17 protein-coding genes are annotated in these 20,761 nt (G+C 44.5%); 7 read left to right on the forward strand and 10 right to left on the reverse strand.

What is annotated here, in order from left to right; translation table 11 throughout:
• Nucleotides 1–530: 530 nt before the first annotated feature.
• Nucleotides 531–1,940 carry a nickel pincer cofactor biosynthesis protein LarC gene (gene larC / locus QUA58_RS01240; RefSeq protein WP_333392722.1) on the reverse strand — a complete coding sequence of 470 codons (1,410 nt, stop codon included), beginning with the start codon at nt 1,938–1,940 and terminating at the stop codon, nt 531–533.
• A gap of 75 nt (nt 1,941–2,015) precedes the next feature.
• Here larC and QUA58_RS01245 point away from each other — a divergent pair, with 75 nt between their 5' ends.
• A complete protein-coding gene (locus tag QUA58_RS01245) occupies nt 2,016–2,681 on the forward strand; it encodes an L-threonylcarbamoyladenylate synthase (RefSeq protein ID WP_333247347.1) in 666 nt (221 codons plus the stop codon).
• A 131-nt stretch (nt 2,682–2,812) separates the two neighbouring features.
• On the opposite strand, the gene QUA58_RS01250 is transcribed toward QUA58_RS01245, so the two are convergent.
• Nucleotides 2,813–3,097, reverse strand: coding sequence for a DUF427 domain-containing protein (locus QUA58_RS01250; RefSeq protein WP_333247349.1), 285 nt, complete (start codon nt 3,095–3,097; stop codon nt 2,813–2,815).
• Nucleotides 3,098–3,194: 97 nt separating this feature from the next.
• Between QUA58_RS01250 and recQ the strand changes: the two genes are divergently transcribed.
• Genes recQ through QUA58_RS01265 form a run of 3 tightly spaced genes read left to right on the forward strand, consistent with a single transcriptional unit; the run spans nt 3,195 to nt 7,039 of the window.
• Entirely contained in the window at nt 3,195–5,390 is a 2,196-nt protein-coding gene (gene recQ, locus QUA58_RS01255; protein WP_333392723.1) for a DNA helicase RecQ, read from the forward strand.
• Between the two features lie 60 nt (nt 5,391–5,450).
• Nucleotides 5,451–6,578, forward strand: coding sequence for an AAA family ATPase (locus QUA58_RS01260; RefSeq protein ID WP_333392725.1), 1,128 nt, complete (start codon nt 5,451–5,453; stop codon nt 6,576–6,578).
• Nucleotides 6,575–7,039: a hypothetical protein gene (locus QUA58_RS01265; protein WP_333247354.1), complete on the forward strand. Its 465-nt coding sequence runs from the start codon at nt 6,575–6,577 to the stop codon at nt 7,037–7,039. Before QUA58_RS01260 ends, QUA58_RS01265 begins: the two co-directional genes overlap by 4 nt.
• A gap of 341 nt (nt 7,040–7,380) precedes the next feature.
• Here QUA58_RS01265 and QUA58_RS01270 read toward each other — a convergent pair whose 3' ends face one another.
• Entirely contained in the window at nt 7,381–8,121 is a 741-nt protein-coding gene (locus QUA58_RS01270; RefSeq protein ID WP_333392727.1) for a peptidylprolyl isomerase, read from the reverse strand.
• 85 nt (nt 8,122–8,206) lie between these two features.
• Nucleotides 8,207–9,958: a hypothetical protein gene (locus tag QUA58_RS01275; RefSeq protein ID WP_333392729.1), complete on the reverse strand. Its 1,752-nt coding sequence runs from the start codon at nt 9,956–9,958 to the stop codon at nt 8,207–8,209.
• Nucleotides 9,959–10,561: 603 nt separating this feature from the next.
• Between QUA58_RS01275 and QUA58_RS01280 the strand changes: the two genes are divergently transcribed.
• Nucleotides 10,562–10,702, forward strand: coding sequence for a hypothetical protein (locus tag QUA58_RS01280; RefSeq protein ID WP_333392731.1), 141 nt, complete (start codon nt 10,562–10,564; stop codon nt 10,700–10,702).
• A gap of 129 nt (nt 10,703–10,831) precedes the next feature.
• Here the strand turns inward: QUA58_RS01280 and QUA58_RS01285 are convergent, their stop codons facing one another.
• From QUA58_RS01285 to QUA58_RS01310, 6 genes are all read right to left on the reverse strand, one after another.
• Nucleotides 10,832–11,044, reverse strand: a complete 213-nt coding sequence (locus QUA58_RS01285) for a hypothetical protein (protein ID WP_333392732.1) — start codon at nt 11,042–11,044, stop codon at nt 10,832–10,834.
• 171 nt (nt 11,045–11,215) lie between these two features.
• Nucleotides 11,216–11,515, reverse strand: coding sequence for a hypothetical protein (locus QUA58_RS01290; protein WP_333392734.1), 300 nt, complete (start codon nt 11,513–11,515; stop codon nt 11,216–11,218).
• A gap of 255 nt (nt 11,516–11,770) precedes the next feature.
• Complete coding sequence (locus QUA58_RS01295) at nt 11,771–12,052, reverse strand: hypothetical protein (RefSeq protein ID WP_333247364.1); 282 nt, start codon at nt 12,050–12,052, stop codon at nt 11,771–11,773.
• Nucleotides 12,053–12,705: 653 nt separating this feature from the next.
• Nucleotides 12,706–13,170 carry a HetP family heterocyst commitment protein gene (locus tag QUA58_RS01300; RefSeq protein WP_333247366.1) on the reverse strand — a complete coding sequence of 155 codons (465 nt, stop codon included), beginning with the start codon at nt 13,168–13,170 and terminating at the stop codon, nt 12,706–12,708.
• 60 nt (nt 13,171–13,230) lie between these two features.
• Complete coding sequence (locus QUA58_RS01305; RefSeq protein ID WP_333392736.1) at nt 13,231–15,033, reverse strand: HlyD family efflux transporter periplasmic adaptor subunit; 1,803 nt, start codon at nt 15,031–15,033, stop codon at nt 13,231–13,233.
• 219 nt (nt 15,034–15,252) lie between these two features.
• A complete protein-coding gene (locus QUA58_RS01310; protein ID WP_333392738.1) occupies nt 15,253–18,396 on the reverse strand; it encodes an ABC transporter transmembrane domain-containing protein in 3,144 nt (1,047 codons plus the stop codon).
• A 953-nt stretch (nt 18,397–19,349) separates the two neighbouring features.
• Between QUA58_RS01310 and QUA58_RS01315 the strand changes: the two genes are divergently transcribed.
• Together QUA58_RS01315 and QUA58_RS01320 are read left to right on the forward strand one after the other, a co-directional pair.
• Nucleotides 19,350–19,550 (forward strand): hypothetical protein, encoded by a 201-nt coding sequence (locus QUA58_RS01315; RefSeq protein WP_333247371.1) that lies wholly within the window; start codon nt 19,350–19,352, stop codon nt 19,548–19,550.
• A 54-nt stretch (nt 19,551–19,604) separates the two neighbouring features.
• Nucleotides 19,605–19,718 (forward strand): hypothetical protein, encoded by a 114-nt coding sequence (locus tag QUA58_RS01320; protein WP_333247534.1) that lies wholly within the window; start codon nt 19,605–19,607, stop codon nt 19,716–19,718.
• Nucleotides 19,719–20,761 lie beyond the last annotated feature (1,043 nt).

Genomic DNA, 20,761 nt, shown 5'->3' on the forward strand with positions numbered 1-20,761 from the left:
GAAAAAGGTTGCTGCGGTTGCCCCGAGTGATGGGGACGGGTACTCTTGGGGTTTCCGTACTTAGTGTGCTTAAATATTAGTTTAATTAGCCAAAAACTAAACTACGTCTGAATTGACGAAAAAGCTGAATTTATCTCGCCATCTCAAAACCGATATCAGAGGCTTTGATTCCTCTGATTTAGATATTCCTCCAGCCTGCTGGGTCGGACGGGTTGTCAGCCCGTCAGGGACTAAATTCCTCTTTTCAGTTGACAGTTGACCAAAGCAGAGGGGATTTAAGCCCCCCACCTTTAGGTGGATTGTTTTTAGGCTGGGGCTTAAATCCCCTGCCTAAAAACTTCGCACTCCGAAGTCAACTGTCAACTGTCAACTGTTAAAGCTTGCCCTGAGCGAAGTCGAAGGGTTGACCGCAAGATAGCGACCTCTACCTGGAAGGAAGAGGATTAGAGTAATGAATAGTCTTCTTTTAATTTCTCCCTACAAGGCTTGGGGCTTTAAACCAATTCTTTCTGGTAAGTCACTGTAATTGATTAAGTGCGATCGTACCAACTTTGCAGCGCCAAGCGGTGAACTTCCCGCCAGCTAATATTTTTAAGTCTGGCAATTTCCGCGCAATCTTCGTATTCTGGGTGTACATTAACAATCGTTTTTCCAGACTTCGCAACTTTTATTTGCACTTCGCCGTATTCTGTTTTAACTGTCTGGATTTCTCGGTGTAAAATCGTTCTTTGTTGAGTCGATCGCCTAATTCCCAGAGTAGTAGTTTCGCGAAAGATAACTGCTTCGCAAGCATCCTGAAAGTCGGGATGACAAATCGCAGTTAGCAAAACCCCCAGGCGCGACTTTTTCATCACAATTGGGGCAGTGAAAACATCCAGAGCTCCGGCGGCAAACAAAGCATCAAAAACATAGCCGATCGCCTGCGGACTCAAATCATCAATTTGTGTTTCCAATACCGCAATAGTTTCTATGGAATTGGTAATCGGTAATTGGGAATCGGGAATGGGGAATTGGGAATTAGTAGCCGTCTTTCTCCCACTCTCCCACTCTCCCCCTCTCCCCCTCTCCCCCTCTTCCTTATCCCCAATCCAGAGGCGCAAAATATTAGGAATTGCCAGCATTCGAGAACCTGCACCCAAACCGATCGCCTGAATTTGCATCGACGGTGGCGGCCCGAAACTAGCGGCGAGAGTACAGGCGATCGCAGTTCCCGTAGGAGTGCACAATTCGCGATCGATCCCATTGCTGTAAACCGGCACTCGGTGCGTTTCCCACAACCGCATCACCGCCGGCGTCGGCACCGCTAACTTACCGTGGGCCGCCTTCACCGTACCGCCACCAGTCGGCATCGCCGAAAAGTAAAACTCCTGAATATCCAACCAATCCAAACCCAAACAAGTACCGACAATATCAATAATTGCATCCGTCGCCCCCACCTCGTGAAAGTGAACCTCGCTTGCGGGGATACCGTGTACTGCAGCCTCTGCATCTGCTAATTTGCCAAATACGGCCAAACTCCAGGCTTCCACGCGCGGAGGCAATTTTGCAGAGACGATGATTTGCTCAATTTCGGGCAAATTGCGGTGATGAGTGTGGCTAATTTCGGCATCTGGTTCCCCGTGACTGTGAGAATGTTCTTCCCCGTGATGGTGGTGGTGACGGGCGTCAAAAGTCGGGGATTCCGTTTCCGAGGGATCGAGTTCGGTAGCGGGATTTTCTGGTTTTAACCATACATCGGCACTTAAATCGACATAAAATTTAGTTGCTTGTTGAGTATTCCGGTGGACTAATTCCGTCCGCAACTGGTACTCTGTCGAAATGCCGAGCAAATTGAGTTTTTCGATTAGGTAGTCTAAAGGAACGCCGGCGTGGATGAGAGCTCCGATGCACATATCGCCAGCAATGCCGGTTGGACAGTCAAAATAAGCTATTTTATTCATTGTTAACAATTAATTTTTAGCATTGATTGTTTCACTCGATATTTCGATCGCCCACTTAGCCTGCAATATCTTAACATGGCAACTATTTACGAAGTGCATCCAGTTGCACCCCAAAGAGACCGGATCGAGAAGATTACAAAAGCTCTAAAAGATGGGGCCGTGATGCTTTATCCGACAGATACAGTTTACGCGATCGGCTGCGATCTCAACTCCAAGTCTGCGGTAGAACGAGTCAGGCAGATCAAGCAACTATCCAATGATAAGCCTTTAACGTTCCTGTGTTCCTCTCTGTCAAATATCACCGACTATGCTGCAGTCAGCGATGAAGCATACAGAATTATCAAGCGGTTAATACCGGGGCCTTATACATTTCTGCTGCCCGCTACCAAGTTAGTGCCACGGTTGGTAATGAGCCCGAAGCGGAAAACCACTGGAATTCGCGTTCCCGACCAGCGGCTTTGTTTTACAATGTTGGAAGCCTTGGGAAATCCAATTATTTCAACATCCGCTCACATTACCACCGATGATGAAGGTGCAGCAACCGTGCCAGCAGGAAAAGCAGAAAGTTTTGGCAAAGCTGAACTTTTTGACTGTTTTTCTAAGTTAGTAGATGTGATTGTCGATGACGGTTCAGATCCGGGATATCAAGTTTCTACAATTCTCGATTTGACACAAAGCGAACCGATTGTTGTTCGCCGTGGTTTGGGTTCGGAAGCTGTCGCCGTTTGGGAAAAAGATTAATTTTGGAGATACAATAAAATTCACTCTTTGTGGAACAGGCATCTTGCCTGTTCTTGAGAATAGTGAAATAAGGCCCAGAACCCAGACTTGTTCAAGAAGTTGGGTTCTGATTAGATTAACTCAAAACTGCTTTAAGCCTCTACCTTAACTCCTTTCCAAAAAGCAATATACCCCGCAATATTTTTAGCAGCATCTTTCGGAGTAGGATAGTACCACGCAGCATCTTTATTAACTTGTCCGCCGACTTCGACACTGTAGTAACTAGCAACACCTTTCCAACCGCAAGTAGTGTTAGTGCTGCTGTCCTTGAAATACTCACGGTTGATGGCATCGGCGGGGAAATAATAGTTGTTGTCTACAATTTCGCACTTGTCGCTCTCGGCCAAAACGGCACCATTCCAAATTGCTTTCGGCATCAGTTTTTCTGCTTAAATTGAGATTCTCAATTATTGTAACTGTATTTGCGCTCAAAACGCATAGAATAGTTGAGAAGCCAACAACCAACTACTGCAAATGTCAGTGTCTAATCCGCCAATATCTTCTGTGCCACTGTCCCTGGAACAAGCTCTTAAACATTTTTTTGGCTATGACTCTTTCCGTCCGGGACAGCAGGAAATTGTCGAAGCTGCTTTACAAAAACGGGATATGATGATTGTCATGCCGACGGGCGGTGGCAAGTCTTTGTGTTTTCAATTACCGGCACTGTTGAAACCGGGATTGACTGTGGTTGTTTCGCCGTTAATTGCTCTGATGCAAGACCAGGTGGAAGCTTTGCAGGATAATGGAATTGGGGCGACTTTTCTCAACAGCACTTTGAGCAGTCAGGAAACCCGATCGCGCCAAACAGCGATTCTCGAAGGTAAGATTAAATTGCTCTATGTTGCACCCGAACGCTTGCTGGGTGAAAGATTTTTACCGTTTTTAGATATAGTAGCAAATAAGTTAGGAATTTCGGCATTTGCGATCGACGAAGCCCACTGCGTTTCGGAATGGGGGCACGACTTTCGACCAGAATACAGGCAAATGGAACGGGTGCGCGATCGATATCCCGACATTCCCATTATGGGACTAACCGCCACCGCCACCGAGCGCGTCCGCCAAGACATCATCCAGCAGCTAACTCTGCGAAATCCCTACATCCACGTCGCCAGCTTCAACCGCCCCAATTTATACTACGAAGTTCGCCCCAAAACCAAGCACAGTTTTGCCGAAGTTTTACAAATCATCCAAAAAAAAGGCGGTTCAGGAATCATCTACTGCCTCAGCCGTAAAAAAGTTGACGAAGTTGCCTACAAATTGCAGCAAAGCGGCATCCAAGCCCTACCATACCACGCCGGCATGAACGATGTCGATCGCGCCACCAATCAAACCCGCTTCATTCGCGACGACGTACAAGTAATGGTAGCAACAGTCGCCTTCGGGATGGGCATCAACAAACCCGACGTAAGGTTTGTAATTCACCACGACTTACCCAAAAATCTCGAAGGATACTATCAAGAATCAGGCCGCGCCGGCCGGGACAACGAACCATCCCATTGCACCTTGTTTTTTGGATTCGGCGATGTCAAAACCATCGAATACATCATTGAGCAAAAACCAGACGAACAAGAACAAAGAATAGCCCGCCAACAGTTACGGCGAGTAATTAACTACGCAGAATCCAGCGAGTGCCGCCGCACAGTCCAATTAAATTATTTCGGCGATTCATTTCCCGGCAACTGCGGCAATTGTGATAACTGTTGCAACAAAAAACCAGTAGAAGATTGGACAATAGAAGCAATGAAATTTCTTTCCTGCATCGCGAGATGCCAAGAGAAATTTGGCATGAATCATATTATCGACGTACTGCGAGGCTCAAAAAATCAAAAAATATTGCAATACCAGCACCAGCAGCTTTCTACTTACGGAATTGGCAAAGATAAAAGTCCAGAGGATTGGAAAAAATTGAGCCGTTCGCTGATAAATCAAGGTTTATTAGACGAAAAAACAGACGGCTTTCCCATTTTGAAACTGAATGAAAAAAGTTGGGAAATTATGAAACGTCAGCGCACAGTGGAAATCGCCATTGAACCGCAGCGGGAAGTACAGGGAAAAGTTCGTTCCTTGGCAGTAGAAGTCGAAGGTTTATTTGCCATACTGCGGACGCTACGCAAGCAAATTGCCGACGAACAATTTGTGCCACCTTACGTAGTTTTTGCCGATAAAAGCTTGCGAGATATGGCAGAAAAACGCCCGCAGAATCTCACCGAATTCGAGGAAGTTTACGGCGTTGGTAGCAACAAGCGAGATAAGTACGGCAAGGTTTTCTTGGAGGCCATACGCACTTTTTGCCAAGAACAAGGATTGCCAAGTGGTGCTGCATCTTCTGATGCCGCTAATCTTCCCAATCTTTCCAACGTTGCGTCTTATTCGCAGATGCAAACCTGGGAATTATACCGACAAGGTTTGACAGTTCAAGGAATAGCCAATGCGCGGGGGATGAGTCCTAATACTATTTCTGGGCATCTGATAGAATTGATGGAAATGGGCAGGGAAGTTGATATAAATTTGTTGGTGGAATCGGAACGCCAGCAGGCGATAGTGTACGCAATTGAAGTTATGGGGGATGAAAAACTGAGAGCCATTTATGAGTTTTTGGAAGAACGTTATACGTTTGAGGAGATTAAGTTTGTGCGGGCTTGGTGGCGGCAAAATTATGTCGGTTTTTAACCGCCGATGTAGGCAGAGGAACGCTGATGGACGCAGATAATTAATAGATAGGAGGGGAAAATGAGAATTAAAAAAGTAGCTTTTTGGGATAATTTACGAGAGTGGCGTTTTGAACCGATCTATTTTTCCAACTTGGCTTTATTAGTTGGTGTCTCTGGTGTCGGCAAAACACAAATTTTAAAAGGAATTTTGAATTTACAGCGAATAGCTAATGGTGCTTCGTTAAACGGTTTAGCATGGGACGTTACATTCTCGACAGTAAACAATGTAGAATATCGCTGGCAAGGCGAATTTGAAACGCAAAAAGTCCCTGCTATCATTCCTACTGAGGAAGACGAAATTAATAAATTTAGAATAGTTCGAGAACATCTATCCAGAGAGGGAAATGTAATTATAGAAAGAAGCAATAATGAAATTAAATTCAAAGGCGAGACAACGCCCAAATTATCGCCGTTTCAAAGTGCCGTTGAAATTTTAAATCAAGAAGAAGATATTTCACCTGTCCAGCAGGCTTTTAATGAAATCATTTATAGCGACAATTCTAGCTTGTTAAATGGAATTTATGGTATACCTGTAAGGGTACTATCGATAATTTCCAATAATAATTTTGCTTTGAAAAATGTTCAAGCAAGTGATATGCCAATTCTTCTTAAACTGGCTTTAATAGCTCGCCCTTGTCCCGATATTTTCGATAAAATAAAAACTAAATTTATCGATGTTTTCGAGCAGGTAGAAGATATTAAACTAGAAGCATTAGAAGATAACGCAAATCCATCTTTTACCCGTTTTCCTATTCAAATCAAAGAAAAGGGTGTTAACGATTGGATTTTCCAAAACAATATTTCTTCAGGAATGTTGAAAACTCTCATTCATATTAGCGAACTGTACTTGTCGCCCGAAGGCACGGTAATCCTGATTGATGAATTTGAAAACAGCTTGGGAATTAACTGTATCGATGTTGTGACAGATTTGATTGTGGAAAATAGAAATATTCAATTCATTCTCACCAGCCATCATCCTTACATAATCAATAATATTGGGATGGAACACTGGAAAATAGTCACTCGCAAAGGTGGGATCGTAACTGCCATAGATGCAAAAGATTTGAACTTGGGAAAATCAAGGCATCAAGCTTTTATGCAACTGATTAATCTTGAAGAATATAGCGAAGGAATCAAAGTTGAATGAATCTGTATTTTTTAGTTGAAGGAACACAATCGGAGAGAAAAGTTTATCCTGCTTGGTTGGCTCATCTTTTACCGGAATTGCAGCGAGTTGACAATTGCGATGATGTGACTCAAAAAAATTATTACTTGATTAGTGGCGAAGGATATCCTTCATTATACAATTTTATCCCGCCTGCGATAGAGAAAATCAACTCAAACGGAAAATACAGCTATTTTGTAGTGTGTCTGGATGCCGAGGAAAATACTGTTTCTGAACTCGAAACTGAAATTGATGAGTTTTTAAGTCAGCAAAAATTGAAATTAAACAATGCAGAACTTGTGCTGATATTTCAGAATCGATGCTTGGAAAGTTGGCTGCTAGGCAATCGCAAAATTTATTCTAAAAATCCTCAAGATAAAGCTCTATTAGATTATACTAGATATTATGATGTTTCAGTGAACTGTCCCGAAAACATGGGCTGATATCAAGAGTTTAATACTCATGCTCAGTTTCACGGAGCTTATTTGAGAGCGTTATTTGAAGCTAAAAATATTACGTATTCTAAGAAACGACCGGGAGATGTACTCAAGCCATTTTATTTGGAACAGCTATTGACCAGAATTCAAGTTCATCCAGAACAACTGACTACTTTTCGCCAGTTTATCAATTTTTGCAATATAGTTAAATCCAAATTGCCAAGTTAAGCGCAACAGTTATAGGGCTTAGGTAGAACCTCTATATGAGGGCTCCATGCACAACCCCACCGAGAGCGCTATAATTCGCCCGTCAAACTACTTAGGGTTCTCTGTGCTCCGCGTGCCACCTACACTTTAGAAGTGTACAATAAATAGTTGATTTCGTTAGCCAACCATTCGTTAAACAGATTGTGCAATATTTCTTGATACCGTTCAGGGGTTAATTCCGCCGGGAGAAACTTTTCAACCAGGAACAAGTGATATCCTAGCTCTGTTTTAATTGGACGAATCACTTCTCCGGGTTTAGCGCTAAAGACGGCGACGGCTATGTCTGGTTTTAAACCCCACCGATAAACTTTGCCTTCGCAACCGCATATATGCCGACGATTTTCGTCAATATCGTAAAGGTGAGCCGCATCAAAAAAGCTAATTTCTCCTTCTTGAATTTGATAAAATAGTTCCTGAGCAAGCTGCGGGTTGGCAACAACTATTTGATAAAGAATTATTTGATCAAATTGCAATTTGTTTTGAACGAAAATCTTTCCTACTTCTTTGCTAAACAAGTGTTCGGCTAGTTTTTGGCTGAGGAGCCGATCGCAAATTCCGGCTTCTAAGTCTTCTACAGAAATCATCTGATCTACCAGCCAAGAAATCGTATCCGCTGCTTTCTCCAAACGCTTCTCGCGGCGGAGTTGGTCGCCCACAGCTTGAATTTCGTCGGGAGTCACAGTTAACCCCCGTTCCCGGGCTGCTTTCTCAATAACTTTTTTCTGCAAAACCTTTTGACTAAATGTCTTTATTTGCTGCTCTTGTCTGAGTTGTTCGATGATTTCACTTGCTTCAATCAATGGCCCGTAAAAATCTTTCATCTTTCTCTCTCAACCTATATAACTTTATTAACTTCATCCCCCGACGCTAGCCGCTGGTAATTAGCGTTAATAATTTAACCCTTGGCTACAAGATGTCATTTGGCAAACTAATAAAATCAGAATTGCTCAAAGTTGTTGCACCCGCTGCGTTAACTGTTCTCAAAACAACAGCTAAAATTCGATCGCCATTATTTGAACTAAACTTGACCAGAGTCGCGTCTGTCGTACCGTCACCATCCGTATCAAACGCGACGAGTGTCAAGTCTGTTACCGAAAGTCCCCCTGTCAGCCCAATTTTATCGCCTTGAGCGGGATTGAAATCAACGACTAGATCTGCTAACAATGGATTAGCTTCTGCACTAGCTGTTTCGGGTCTAAAGGCAAAGGTATCAGCGCCGCTACCTCCAATCAACGTATCGGTGCCGAAGTCGCCGCACAGAAAATCGTCGCCGTTGCCGCCAATCAGTAAATCCTGACCTTTTCCTCCCCGCAAAGTGTCGTTTCCATCGCCTCCATCGATCGCATCATCACCTCTGTTACCTGTGACAATATCGTCGCCGCTTCCTGCAAAAATTTGATCGATCCCGCTACCGCAAGTAATCACATCACTATCGCTGGTGCCGAGCCAATATCCGTCGCCGTTGCTGTCGTAGCTGATAGTTAATGCGCCCGGATAGTTTTCTGGGGCGATCATTTCTGGAGGCGGGGTTGTCTCAGCATTGCTGTTGTTCGTATTGTGATCGGGAAGTGCGATCGAATTATTGCTGTTACTGTTATCTGTTGGCTCAGAAATTATCGTACTCTCGCCGCCAGTACCCGTAATGTCTGAGTAGGAATTAGAAGAACTTGAATTGCTAGAAGTGCCGCCAGTCGCGGGGGTGAACGTTGCACCGTCATTATTTGACGGTGTGGGTGTTGGCGTAGGTGTGGGTGTTGGCGTAGGTGTGGGTGTTGGCGCTGTGATATTAATTACCGGTGCAGAGTCTGTAGCAGCCGGAGCTGGCTCAGGTGCAGGTGTGGGTGTTGGTGCTGGTGCAGGTGTGGGTGTTGGTGCTGGTGCAGGTGTGGGTGCTGGTGCTGGTGCTGGTGCTGGCGCAGGTGCTGGCGCAGGTGCAGGTGCAGGTGCTGGTGCAGGTGCTGGTGCTGGTGCAGGTGTGGGTGTTGGCGCTGGTGTTGGTGTTGGCGCTGGTGTTGGCGCTGGTGTTGGCGCTGGTGTTGGCGCTGGTGTTGCTGCTGTGGCGCTAGTAGTTGGCGGAGTATCTAAACCACTGCTAGCTGAGGCGCTCGCACTGCTAGAAGTACCGCCGGGAGCCGATGCTGTCTGAGTGCTGCTGCTGCTCCCTGTCGGAGAAGTCGCTGTCGCGGTGCTGCTACTGCTAGCACCGCTGCTGTCTCCTAACGGCGCTGGTGTTGGCGTTGGCGCTGGTATTGGTGTTGGTGTTGGCGCTGGTGTTGGTGTTGGCGCTGGTGTTGGCGCTGGTGTTGGCGCTGGTGTTGCTGCTGGTGTTGGCGCTGGTGTTGCTGCTGGAGCCGAAGCTGTGGCGCTAGTAGTTGGCGGAGCAACGGAAGAAGTTTGCGCTTGTGCACTGCCACTGCTAGAGGTAGCCCCCGCAGCGTAAGCAGTCTCACTACTGGTACTGGTTTCCGCTGGGGAAGTGGCTGTCGCGCTGCTGGTGCTGCCTGCACCGCTGTCATCTACAAAGGCACTAGATGTGCTGGAACTACTGCTGCTGCCCGCACCAGGGTTATTCGCCAACGAATTCAAGGTGTTTAAACTATTGTTGTTTCCAACAATATTATTTAAGGGCTCAGGAGCTAATGAATCTAATGGAGGCATCGCGATTTATCTCCTTTTACCTGTATGTAAAGACGAAAAGCACTTGCACGAACACCGACATTCCCAATTTCAATGAATGCCAATGTAGGATTTTAAAGAGTGTGAAACAATTGCTCTTGACTTCAGATTAAAGACTGAAATGTTTTTAATAAATGAACCTTGGTGCATCCCGAAAATAGGACGCGACCAAACTGTTACCAATACCAATCTGGGCGATCGCTACTGATTGCCAATGGCATTTGATTTAGCCATCACCATCACTCTCAAAAGGCTTGTATAAATTTAAACTGCACCTTCCTTGCACTCGCCCGTACTCAAAAAATATTAGGGCGGACTGCTAAAGATGAGCAAAAACCGTGTTTTATTTCGATTTACCTAAATATATCTGGACTAATTAGAGGTATGTTGCCAATTTGGCAGATTTGTTTGAAATTATAAAACTTACGCAAGTTTTCAATTTTTATACTCTTTGTATCCGGGCGCGCTTACTGGTGTTGATCGCCTCCTGACACACCGCTGCTCCCGTTCCTGAATTGTGATTAACAGAGCGGGGTTTGGCAGCATTTTGATGACTGTGGTTGAGCGGATGGGAGGGGACTTGGAATGGCGGTTGGAGGGGCTTGCATCAGCCTGGAAGGCGACGGATTTAGCCCATTTGAATACGATCGCGATCGAATTGATGCGGAGTCATGGCAGGTGCAGGGCGATCGCGATCGCCCTGCACCTGCCATGATGCGGAAGTAATTAGAATTGGCATTCAGCGAGTTGGGGCGATCGGCTCTTTCCTCGGCTGAAACCCGTTCGTACCCGTGATGCAGTGGTCAATCATTAAAAGCTAAAAAGGGCTTAAGCCCTTAGTACAAGCCATCAAAGTTAGTATGGCAAGTCCATCGCCTTTACAGTAACAGTCTCATAAGCATAGTTTGCTCCTGTTTCTGATTTAATTTTTACTTTGACTTTATCAAAGCCTGCGTAGTAAACATCAACACCAGCTAGAGGATTAGTGCCAATCGCCATAGCTGTTCCTATACCCGTTGCTTTCGTAACTTGACCTTTGTTTCTAAAAATAATGTCTGTAGTAGTCAAAGTGTTTCCACTGTCCACTGATGAAAAGGCATCCAATTCTTATGCAGTACCACCTAAAATTAAGTCGTTTTCTGAAACATTTTCGAGGTAGGACAAATCCGATATCAACATAATGAGCCTCGGTTTTTAAACTAAACTTTCTTAAACCAAACTTGCTTAAATTGTGATTCTTCAATAACCGATAAACAGAGCAAAACTGTCTGATTCAGCTCGTGCATAATTTTTTCCAGTTTTAGCATAAGCGTAAGCCTGAGCCTGGGAGTCAGTGAAACCTTGCGAGACTGTTGTAGTAGTTCGAGTTTTAGCATAAGTAGATTGACCAACAGCCACAGCATCACCATTAGCAGAACCAGAACCGCTACTAGCGAATGCACTGGTATCTGCGTAGGCATAGACACCGCCGACAATATTAGTTTCTTCAATCAATTCTTCCTGGTAATCCAAGTCGCAAATAATCATTAATTTTGCCATCCACTCTATTCATCACAACCTGAATACTGTGTTGTATAGCAACCGCCACATCGGTTAGGACATTCAGGAACTCATCAATAGAGTCTAAAATCCGTGCTTCATAAACGGTTGGATTCGGATACCATAACTGTCACTTGTCTACTGTCAACTGCTATAGTTACCCTTGACATTCACGGAATAGATAGAAAACCGCTGAAAGTTGTTAAGATATCGATCTTGCAGCGGTTTCTGCTATCTGTTTGTAGGGTAGAACTACTACCAGTAGAAGTAGGAACCTAGGGAACCAGCTACGGAGGCACTGGAAGCTGTGGAATAGTAACCCTGAGCGGTTTCAGTGTAGGTGACACTCTTAGCGAAAGTATTTTTGCCGTAGGCATTAGAATCTGCTAATGCGATCGCGCTATTGCCTTTGATTTCTGGCTTCGAGACAATCTGCAGTTTGACGAAATCATTTTCGTAGAAGTTGTAGTAGTATCCGCCTTCTACTTGGGTTGATTCGGAGACGATTTCGACGTGGTTGAGGTCTGAGATAATCATTGCTTTTTCCTGTTTTTTTTTGATTAGTTGCTCGAAGGAACGTTGTTTTCTTTCGATGTACCTAATATATCTGGACTAATTAGAGCTGTGTTGCCAATTTGGCAGATTTGTGAAAATTAAATTGTAAAGTCAGCTTCATGAATCTATGTTAATTATTTGCTCGCAAACTAGAGGCGATCGATATATAGCAGTTGACAGTTGACAGTTATGGTATCCGAATCCAACCGTTTATGAAGCAAGGATTTTAGACTCTATTGATGAGCGGAGTGAATGTCCTAATCGATGTGCCGATCGATATATTTTGACATCCAAAAACCAGCCTCGTTTGATAGTTTATTGACGAGACGGGAAGATTGTAGTATTTGGCTCAATTTATAATACTAAATCAGGGTTACTCATCCCCTTTATTGTCATTGTTCACTGCGTGTCGCAATCACCTAGTCTCTGCGATTGCGACGCACAGCGAACAATGACAATAAAAGGCGTACCAGATAACAAATTATCAAGTACGATCGCCCCAGCGTGTTGCCATTTTGGCAGATTTATCGAAAGCGCGGATGTTAGATACTCAAAAACCCGATCGCCCGCGGTGAGTCAACCAAAAAATTGGTACACCCAACGCCCGCAATCGGGTTGTCGGTCAATCGACTAAATTACTTACCCGCCCAATTAAACCAGCGCGTCTTACATCCAGCCCAAAATCCTTGATTGTGAACATCAACCCCCGGCGCCGAGATATGTGAACCTGCGCCTGCGACTTCAGCTACAAAACCTGCGGTATCTGACTGCAACTCGCTACCCATCGGAATTGCATCACCCCCTCGAACTCCGGCTCGTTTTTCCCTCACCACTTCCACATAATCTAAATCCGCAATTTTCCCCAATGCAGGCTTAGTTTCGGATTTACTCGACTTGCTGATTTGACTGTTTTCCTTAAGCAAGCGGTTGGAAGTACGGTAAGGGATATAGTCCAGAGGATTGTAACCCGTGCACCGCAAAAGTAAAAAACAAGCCCAAGAATACTTTCCTGCCAGGATGGCTGAAATTATCTCATCCAATTGTTCTGGTTTGATTCCAATTTGAGAAGGATTGGCAGAATGGTGAAATTGGGAATTCATTGTTTTATCCTGTTTTGTGTATAGAGAGTGACAAAGGACAACAACCACTTAACTAACGTTCTACAAACTCATGCCGCCCTTTTGTAGCTGCTTGAGAGGGTCAAGCAAAATGTCGGCTATGCTGCGCTGGCGAATGACAATTTCCGCAGTAGCTGTTTGGCCAGCTTTGAGTTTCCAGGTTTGATTTTTGGCTTTCACTGAGTCTCGATCGATACTCACTTCCACCCGGTAAAAAACACCCAATCGCTCGTCTGTTTTGGCATCCGGCGAAATAGATAAAACTTTTCCCGGAATCACGCCGTAATTTTGATAAGGAAAAGCATCGAATTTGACTTGCACCGGCATTCCAGCTTTGACAAATCCCGCTTCTCGGTTTGGCAAACTGACTTCCAGCACTAGCGGAGCGTGATCCGGAGTCATTTCTGCAATAGTTTGACCCGGTTGAACTACTTCGCCGGTGTTGTGAATGTTGAGCGCGGAAATCACTCCGCTGACGGGTGCGTAAAGAAATCTTTGTTTGAGCTGATTTTTTGCTTGAGCGAGCAGGGTTTGGGTTTCGGCAATTTTGGATTTGACTTGATTTAATTGCATTTCCAACTGCTGAATTTTTTGCTCTTTTTCTAACTGCGTTTGGCGCGCTGCGGCTTGTTTGCTGGCGGCTTCGGCTTGCAGTCGATCGACTTCTGCGAGTTGTTGGGCTAATTCACCTTGGGTTCTAGAAATGGCGCTAGTTCGATCGCGCAAACTTTGCTCGACTTCAAACAGCCTTTCCTTAACCCCAGTTGCATCAGACAGTTGACTCCTGATAGCAGCACTTTGCCTGTCGCGAACGGTTTGCTCGACTTCAAATACTCGATCGTCAGCCTGAGTTGTCTCCCCCAACTGGCTTCTAATCACCGCATTTTCGCTTTCTCGTAGAGCTTCCTCAGCTTGAAACAATACGTCTTTTGACAGTGCTCCTTCATCTACCAAAGGTTTGAGACGCGCGATCCGCTCTTTGTGAGCAGTCACTTTTGCTTGCAATTGGGCGAGCAATTCTTGAGTCTTGCGTTGCAATGGTTTCACCTGATCGCGCCGCCCTTGCTGGGAGTTAATATCTGTTTTCAGTTGCGATAGCAAGTCTTGCACATTCTTTTCCAGAGGTTTGAGCTGTTGTTGCCGCGCTTGCTGAGACACTAAATCTGCTTGCAATTGCTCGATTTGAGACTGCGTGGTGGCGGCTGAAGCGCGAGCACGGGCGATCGCAGCTTCAGCCCCCCGCTGGTCTGCAGCAGCAATAGCTTCGCTCGCTTCAACTTCCAGTCGAGTTCTCTCGATCGAACTCACCTCTTGTACCAATTGAATTCGATCAGCGTCCAGAATTTTATCAAGACGCTCCACCTCGCTCTGGGCATTCGACGGGTCTAATTCGGCCAATAATTGTCCAGCTTTGATTTTTTGACCTTCTTTGATAGCGAGGTTAATAATTTTTCCCGTATCCGTCGGGTGAATTTTGTAAACAGCGCCTTTGGGAACTAATTTGCCCTGAGCATGACCAACCTCGTCAATTTTCCCCAAAGTTGCCCACGCTCCAAAAGCTACGGAAAAAACCATTCCTCCTAATATCAACCGCTGCGGGAAAGATACTGGTGGCTGGTCGAGTACCGAGTGCAAAGAAGTAGACCAATTATTAGCATCAGGCTGCCGGAACTTGGCAATATTGATACCGTCATCAGTTTGAAAAGAGCGATTTTGAGATTCGACTACTTCTAAAGAGCGGTCTTTTTTTCGGGCTTCGTTTTCTTGCCTTGAAGCTACGCCCCCATAGACTTCAGCTATCTCATCAGGAGCCGCACATAATTCTTTGTCATCTTCTGAAAGCATGGTATTTACTCCAAATTAGTAATTAGAAATTGGCAATTGGCAATTGGTAATTGGTAATTGGGAATCGGCAATTGGGAATTGGCAATTGGAAATTGGAAATTATCTTTAGTCTTGTGTTGGTTGCGAATGACTAATGACTAATGACTAATGTTCGCGAGGGGGACAGCACTAATGACAACTGTCAACTGTCAACTGTCAACTGTCAACTGTCAACTGACTTTAAATATCGAGTTGTTGCTGAGCGAGGTGATAGTAAAGTCCGCGTTCAGCCATCAATTCGTCATGGTTGCCTTGTTCGGCTAAAATGCCTTTCTCTAGAACCAAAATGCGATCGGCATTACGCACCGTAGACAAACGATGAGCGATAATAAACGCAGTGCGATCGCGACTAATGCGGGCGAGATTTTGCTGAAACCTGCGCTCAGATTCGGTATCCAGCGAAGAAGTTGCTTCGTCCAAAACCAAAATTCGGGGATCGCCCAAAAGAGCGCGGGCGATCGCAATTCGCTGCCGCTGGCCCCCAGACAAACTCGTTCCCCTTTCCCCCACAGGAGTTTGATAACCCAGCGGCATATCTTGAATAAAAGCATGAGCTTCTGCTAGCTTCGCCACTTCTATCGCCTCTTCCAAGCTTGCAGAAGTAGCATCGTTGCCGTTTTTATACAGCGTAATATTTTCCAAAATCGTTCCCGAAAACAAGAAACAATCTTGAGGAACAACACCCAACTGAACTCGCAGCGACTGCAAAGAAATGTGCCGAATATCGTGGCCGTCAATTGTTAGCCGCCCCTTTTCTGGATAATAGAAACCTTGCAGCAGCTTTACCAAAGTGCTCTTACCGGAACCGCTGCGGCCGACAATTGCCACAGTTTCTCCAGCTTGCACCTCAAAGGAAAGATTTTGCAGCGTATTGCGTTCCTCATCCTGAGAATAGCGGAAAGAAACATTGTCAAACTTGACGTTTCCCTGAATGCGAGGCAGCACCAGCATTGGCTTGTAAGGGCTTTCTTCAGGTTGGGCAGAGAATACATCATCCAAACGCTCGATCGAAACGAGCACTTCTTGAAACTCGTCCCAAAGTCCCACTACAGACAGCACAGGAGAAATCACGCTCCCAATCATCATATTAAAAGCGACAAATTGACCGATCGTCAACTCGTCTTGAATCACCAGCATTGCCCCGTACCACAGCAAAGCCGTACTCCCCAAAGTATTAATCCCACCCCCGATCACCTGCAAAGAATTCGCCAACTTCTGCCCGCGAAATTTAGCATTAACCATGCAAGTTAATTGGTCTTCCCAGCGCCAGCGCATTTCTCGCTCAGCAGCAGTTGCCTTAACCGTCGCCACCCCAGTAATCATTTCCACCAAAGATGAATTTTGCTTAGCACTTTCGGTAAAAACCTCCCGCGACACTTTTCGCAGAAATGGAGTTGCGACTAAAGTCAAAATCACGATCGGCGGAATCAACGCCAGCACCAACAACGCCAGACGCCAGTTATAGTAAACCATCAGCCCGATGTAAACCACAGCCATCAAAGCATCCAACCAAGCCGTAATAGCTTGGCGAGTCAAAAATGCCTGAATTTTTTGATTTTCCTGAACCCGCGTCAAGATATCGCCCACCTGACGAGATTCAAAAAACTTAATCGGCAAACTGAGAGTGTGACTGATAAAGCCGCTAATTAAAGTCAGGTCAATGCGGTTCGACAAATAATCCAGCAAATACTGTCTTGTTGCACCCAACAGCGTTCGCCAAACACTAAACAGCAGCAGTCCGATCGCAAAAACGTGCAGAGTTACTACGCTTTTGCTGACAACCACTTGATCGAGAATTACTTGGGTAAATAGGGGAGTAACTAAACCAAATAATTGGAGCAACAAGGAGAGAAGCAGAATTTGGGCGATCGCACCCCGGTAGGGCCAGACTATGCCAACAAAATCTTTAACTTTGATGCCTTGATGTTCGGCAGTGTGATTGCGGTATAGTTCCGCTGTCGGGTCTAAAATTAGAGCGTACCCCGTCCAATTTTCGGTAAAACTTTTAATGCTCATCCACCGCTTCCCCGCAGCCGGATCTGCCACTAAAACCTGTTGATTTTTAAAGCGGTAAACTGCCACGTAGTGATTGCCTTGCCAGTGAGCAATCCAGGGATTTTGATTTCGCAGCGGAGTTAAAGAAGCTCGCACGGGACGGGTTTGAAATCCCATCCTTTCGGCTGCTTTGGCCAGACTCTTGAGCGACGCGCCGCTGCGGCCGATTTCTGCCAATTCGCGCAAGTAATTTAGGCTGAATTTTTTACCCCAATATTCGCTAATCATGGCTAAGCAAGTAGCTCCACAATCTGCTGTGCTCTGTTGTTGAATGAATGGGTGTCTGCTGCTCAACCAGCGGCGCCGCTTGGGTTTGGGAAAGCTGAAGATTCCGGTTGCGGGCTTTTTCTGAGCAACTGCGGTTAATTTTGATGGCTCGGTTTGTGAGGTAGATATGGCATCTTTGGGCGGCGTTACTAAGCTTAAAATTGGAGGTTTGCGGATGATTTTAGGACGGGAATTGCTTTCGGAACTAATTGTGGATTTGGCGATTTCCCACTGTTCGCTGCTAAGCTGGTAAATTAGCAGATCTGTTACCGCTATCCAGTCGCTCTTTACGTCTGAATGTTCCCAGTTACTGCCGATAATCGGCGGTGCTTGACCTTGAACTTGACCGCTGCGGAGCCAAAAATGATTGTTGGAGTTTTGGCAGTGATCAGCGAGGGAAACTCCGGCAGGAATTCGGCTTTCTTCTATGTAAGGAAGTAAGTGCGGCCACAGAAGCTGTTGTTGGTGGGGAGCGAGCGAGCGCAAATCTGTTTGTGTCTTGAAAAATATTAACCGCTGTCGCTCTTGAAATTCTTGCTGCAAGTGCTGTTGCAGTTGCGGGAATTCCTCTAAAATAAGCTGCATTGTGGTGTCCGCAATTCGACCGATTTGGCAAGTGCCGGCCGCAATTGCCCTGTAAGCCAGTCCGCTGTCAATAAATCGGTCATCTGTCCCAAATATTGCTCCGACTTCCAGTACCACCGCCGAAATCTCCTGCTGGTGAGACGCTTCTACCGCTAGCAGCCTGACTCTTCCCTCGCAAACTAAATAAAAATTGCGATCGCTGTGTTCCTTTTCAACGAAATTGTTGCTATCTGATGTTTGATATTGAGTGATTTGATCTCCTAGCTGAAACTCGCAAATTTCACAGGCTGTATTTAATTGGGCAACTAATGTCTGTTCGCCACCGATTTTCTCAAAGATTTTCTGAATAGCCGGGAAATTTTCCAAGGCTTCTCTGGTTTTAAAAATGTGATTTTTAACCCCTACTTTTTTTTTCATAACTTACCCTGTAAAAAAAATGTTTCAATGTTTTTTGAATTACAACTAACCCGGTTATGAGCAATTTTTATTGGTTGAGTTGCAATTTAGTTGGCTTAAAAACTGTTTGTCGATATGTCCGACTAACACCCCTTGGTTATGACATCCCTTCAACGCCTTTAGGATATATAAAATTGCGTTTTTTCAGGATTGTGTGGTCATTACGTAAGTGTGGTTGGGCTGGCTCCCAGTTTAACTTACAGAATCGTGGTTTTGGCTACCTTTAAGGGCAATCTTTACGTACTCTTTATAAATTTACCGTATTATTACGGGATAATTATGAAGATTCTGTGAAGCTGAGGAGGCCAATGTTCTCCCCGGTATACGTATATCTACGCAAAAGTTTACATTCAGGATTCAAAAACCATCAATTTTTGACGATCGTTTGTGAAGTCCAGAGTCCGAACATTGTAAAGAAATATTGATTGCTGTTAGTTTGTAGCAGCAATTCAAGCAATTAATGGTTTTTCCGTACTTAGTATAGCAATCCTTGCAGGAAGGAGTCGTAAAAAGATGTAGGGGTAGTGCTAAGAGTGCCTACCCCGGCCTCATGGGGGCAACCACGGGGGGTTTGCCCCTACAAGAATTACACAAATGATTTAGGATTGCTATATGCTAAAATGTTATGAAGACAGCGAGCATTTAAGTTTAATATGAAAAAATTAATGACAAAAATACTGAATATACCTAATGTAATCGTCGAGGATAGCTTAGAGACAGAAGCAACAATTATTTGAGCCTTTATCGTCAAAAATAAAACACAAATTTGCCCACGACGTGGACAAACAAGCCGCCGTATTCATCAAAATAAAACGCATTTAGTTAGAGATTTACCAATCACTAACAGAAGCCCTCTCCAAAATAGTAACATTATGTAGTAAAAGAACATAAAAGACATTTGTTTACACAGAAACATGAGCGACATCCTGAATCATATTGAAGAGAATCATAAAGAAACACAGCGATTAATTGGTCTGGTGTATGAACAGTTACAACAATTGCTCCCAAATGCCGAACGATTACATCATGAAAAACCAGCTTTACTAGAATCCAAGAAAGTGAGAATTATTGCTGGTGGAGTCGGTCGAAAACCAAAACTATCTATTCCCGAATAAATAATTTTAACTTGGTTCTATCTTAGGCGGAGGAAAACATTTCAACTTCGGGGCATCCAGTTTGGAGTAAGTGAGTCTACAGCTAATGATACATTTAACTATTGGTTTGGGCGCCTGCGAGAATTGCTACCATCTAGCTTGCTGGAACAAGTAAAAAAACGCTGCTGACCATGCAATAGTTAAGGAAATATTCACAGAATATTAATTAATAGTAGATACCTACGAACAAGTCAGAGAAAGACCTGGAACTCGTGATGAACAAGAAAAATACTTTTCAGGCAAGAAGAGTAATCCTAAGCTGTCGTGCATTTAAATTGTATATTTTAGGCGCGCGGGACGCCCACCCCACAAGAGTTTGATTGTTTTTTAACAGACAATTTAAATGCCGCAAAAACTTACATTTAAAAGTTAAATAATTTTCATGCCAGATGATAGAGATATAGTTTATGTTGTGGCAGGGGAACCTGAACCTAAAAGGGATATAACCTTATTTCGGGAATATCGCTCAGAGTTTGACCCTCAACAAAGATTTAAGGGAGATCAAGCTTACGTTGGAGAAGATTTAATAACAACTCCCATTTAAAAAAAACATAAAATCAGAATTAACAACTGAACAAAAATAACAAAACAAAGCGTTTTTGGGTCGCCAATTTTTTGTCGAACATGGAATTATAACTGTCAAGAGATTTCAAGTTTTCCAAGAAAGATTTAGATTAAATCCCCAAAAATATGAGCCAGTAATTTTAACGATTTGTGGAAGAGTAAAGTTGCGAATTGGAGCGCTACTACCATTAGAAAAAGCGGTGAAAGCGTCAGATTGAAATTAATACAGCTAACTCAATATTTTGGTACAATTATCAACAATACATATCTCAAAGTCTGGTTTTATCGTACACACTAGCTAATTTAGGATGATTACATTTACGTCCTAGAGCTTAACTACACAGAGGCTTTGATTGTTTTAGGAGATGTCTTCTACAGAGCGACAGTGCTTTTTGCATTTGGGATAACCCTTCCTTTTCTCGCCTTTTTTACAGCGGCTATAGAAGCTAGATATAGAAGCCCAAGCGCGTTCCGCACTGGCTTGACGGGCGGCTGAATTGAGCTTTTTCGCGAAAGCGAACTATGCAGGCATATCTTTGCAGAGTGCGTACAAGATGGTCTTGCTAACATCTGCGTTGTCCATCCAAAATCTGACCAAAGCACAGGGG

It is taken from the genome of Microcoleus sp. N9_A1 (assembly GCF_036701795.1).
GTDB lineage: Bacteria > Cyanobacteriota > Cyanobacteriia > Cyanobacteriales > Microcoleaceae > Microcoleus.

Bases quoted from the DNA above. Each gene is read 5' to 3' on its own strand.
- QUA58_RS01300 (WP_333247366.1), bottom strand. From the start codon at position 13,170: ATGAATTCCCAATTTCACCATTCTGCCAATCCTTCTCAAATTGGAATC.
- QUA58_RS01270 (WP_333392727.1), bottom strand. From the start codon at position 8,121: ATGAAAGATTTTTACGGGCCATTGATTGAAGCAAGTGAAATCATCGAA.
- larC (WP_333392722.1), bottom strand. From the start codon at position 1,940: ATGAATAAAATAGCTTATTTTGACTGTCCAACCGGCATTGCTGGCGAT.
- recQ (WP_333392723.1), top strand. From the start codon at position 3,195: ATGTCAGTGTCTAATCCGCCAATATCTTCTGTGCCACTGTCCCTGGAA.
- QUA58_RS01295 (WP_333247364.1), bottom strand. From the start codon at position 12,052: ATGATTATCTCAGACCTCAACCACGTCGAAATCGTCTCCGAATCAACC.
- QUA58_RS01315 (WP_333247371.1), top strand. From the start codon at position 19,350: ATGAGCGACATCCTGAATCATATTGAAGAGAATCATAAAGAAACACAG.
- QUA58_RS01265 (WP_333247354.1), top strand. From the start codon at position 6,575: ATGAATCTGTATTTTTTAGTTGAAGGAACACAATCGGAGAGAAAAGTT.
- QUA58_RS01250 (WP_333247349.1), bottom strand. From the start codon at position 3,097: ATGCCGAAAGCAATTTGGAATGGTGCCGTTTTGGCCGAGAGCGACAAG.
- QUA58_RS01310 (WP_333392738.1), bottom strand. From the start codon at position 18,396: ATGAAAAAAAAAGTAGGGGTTAAAAATCACATTTTTAAAACCAGAGAA.
- QUA58_RS01260 (WP_333392725.1), top strand. From the start codon at position 5,451: ATGAGAATTAAAAAAGTAGCTTTTTGGGATAATTTACGAGAGTGGCGT.
- QUA58_RS01245 (WP_333247347.1), top strand. From the start codon at position 2,016: ATGGCAACTATTTACGAAGTGCATCCAGTTGCACCCCAAAGAGACCGG.
- QUA58_RS01305 (WP_333392736.1), bottom strand. From the start codon at position 15,033: ATGCTTTCAGAAGATGACAAAGAATTATGTGCGGCTCCTGATGAGATA.
- QUA58_RS01280 (WP_333392731.1), top strand. From the start codon at position 10,562: ATGGCGGTTGGAGGGGCTTGCATCAGCCTGGAAGGCGACGGATTTAGC.
- QUA58_RS01290 (WP_333392734.1), bottom strand. From the start codon at position 11,515: ATGGCAAAATTAATGATTATTTGCGACTTGGATTACCAGGAAGAATTG.
- QUA58_RS01275 (WP_333392729.1), bottom strand. From the start codon at position 9,958: ATGCCTCCATTAGATTCATTAGCTCCTGAGCCCTTAAATAATATTGTT.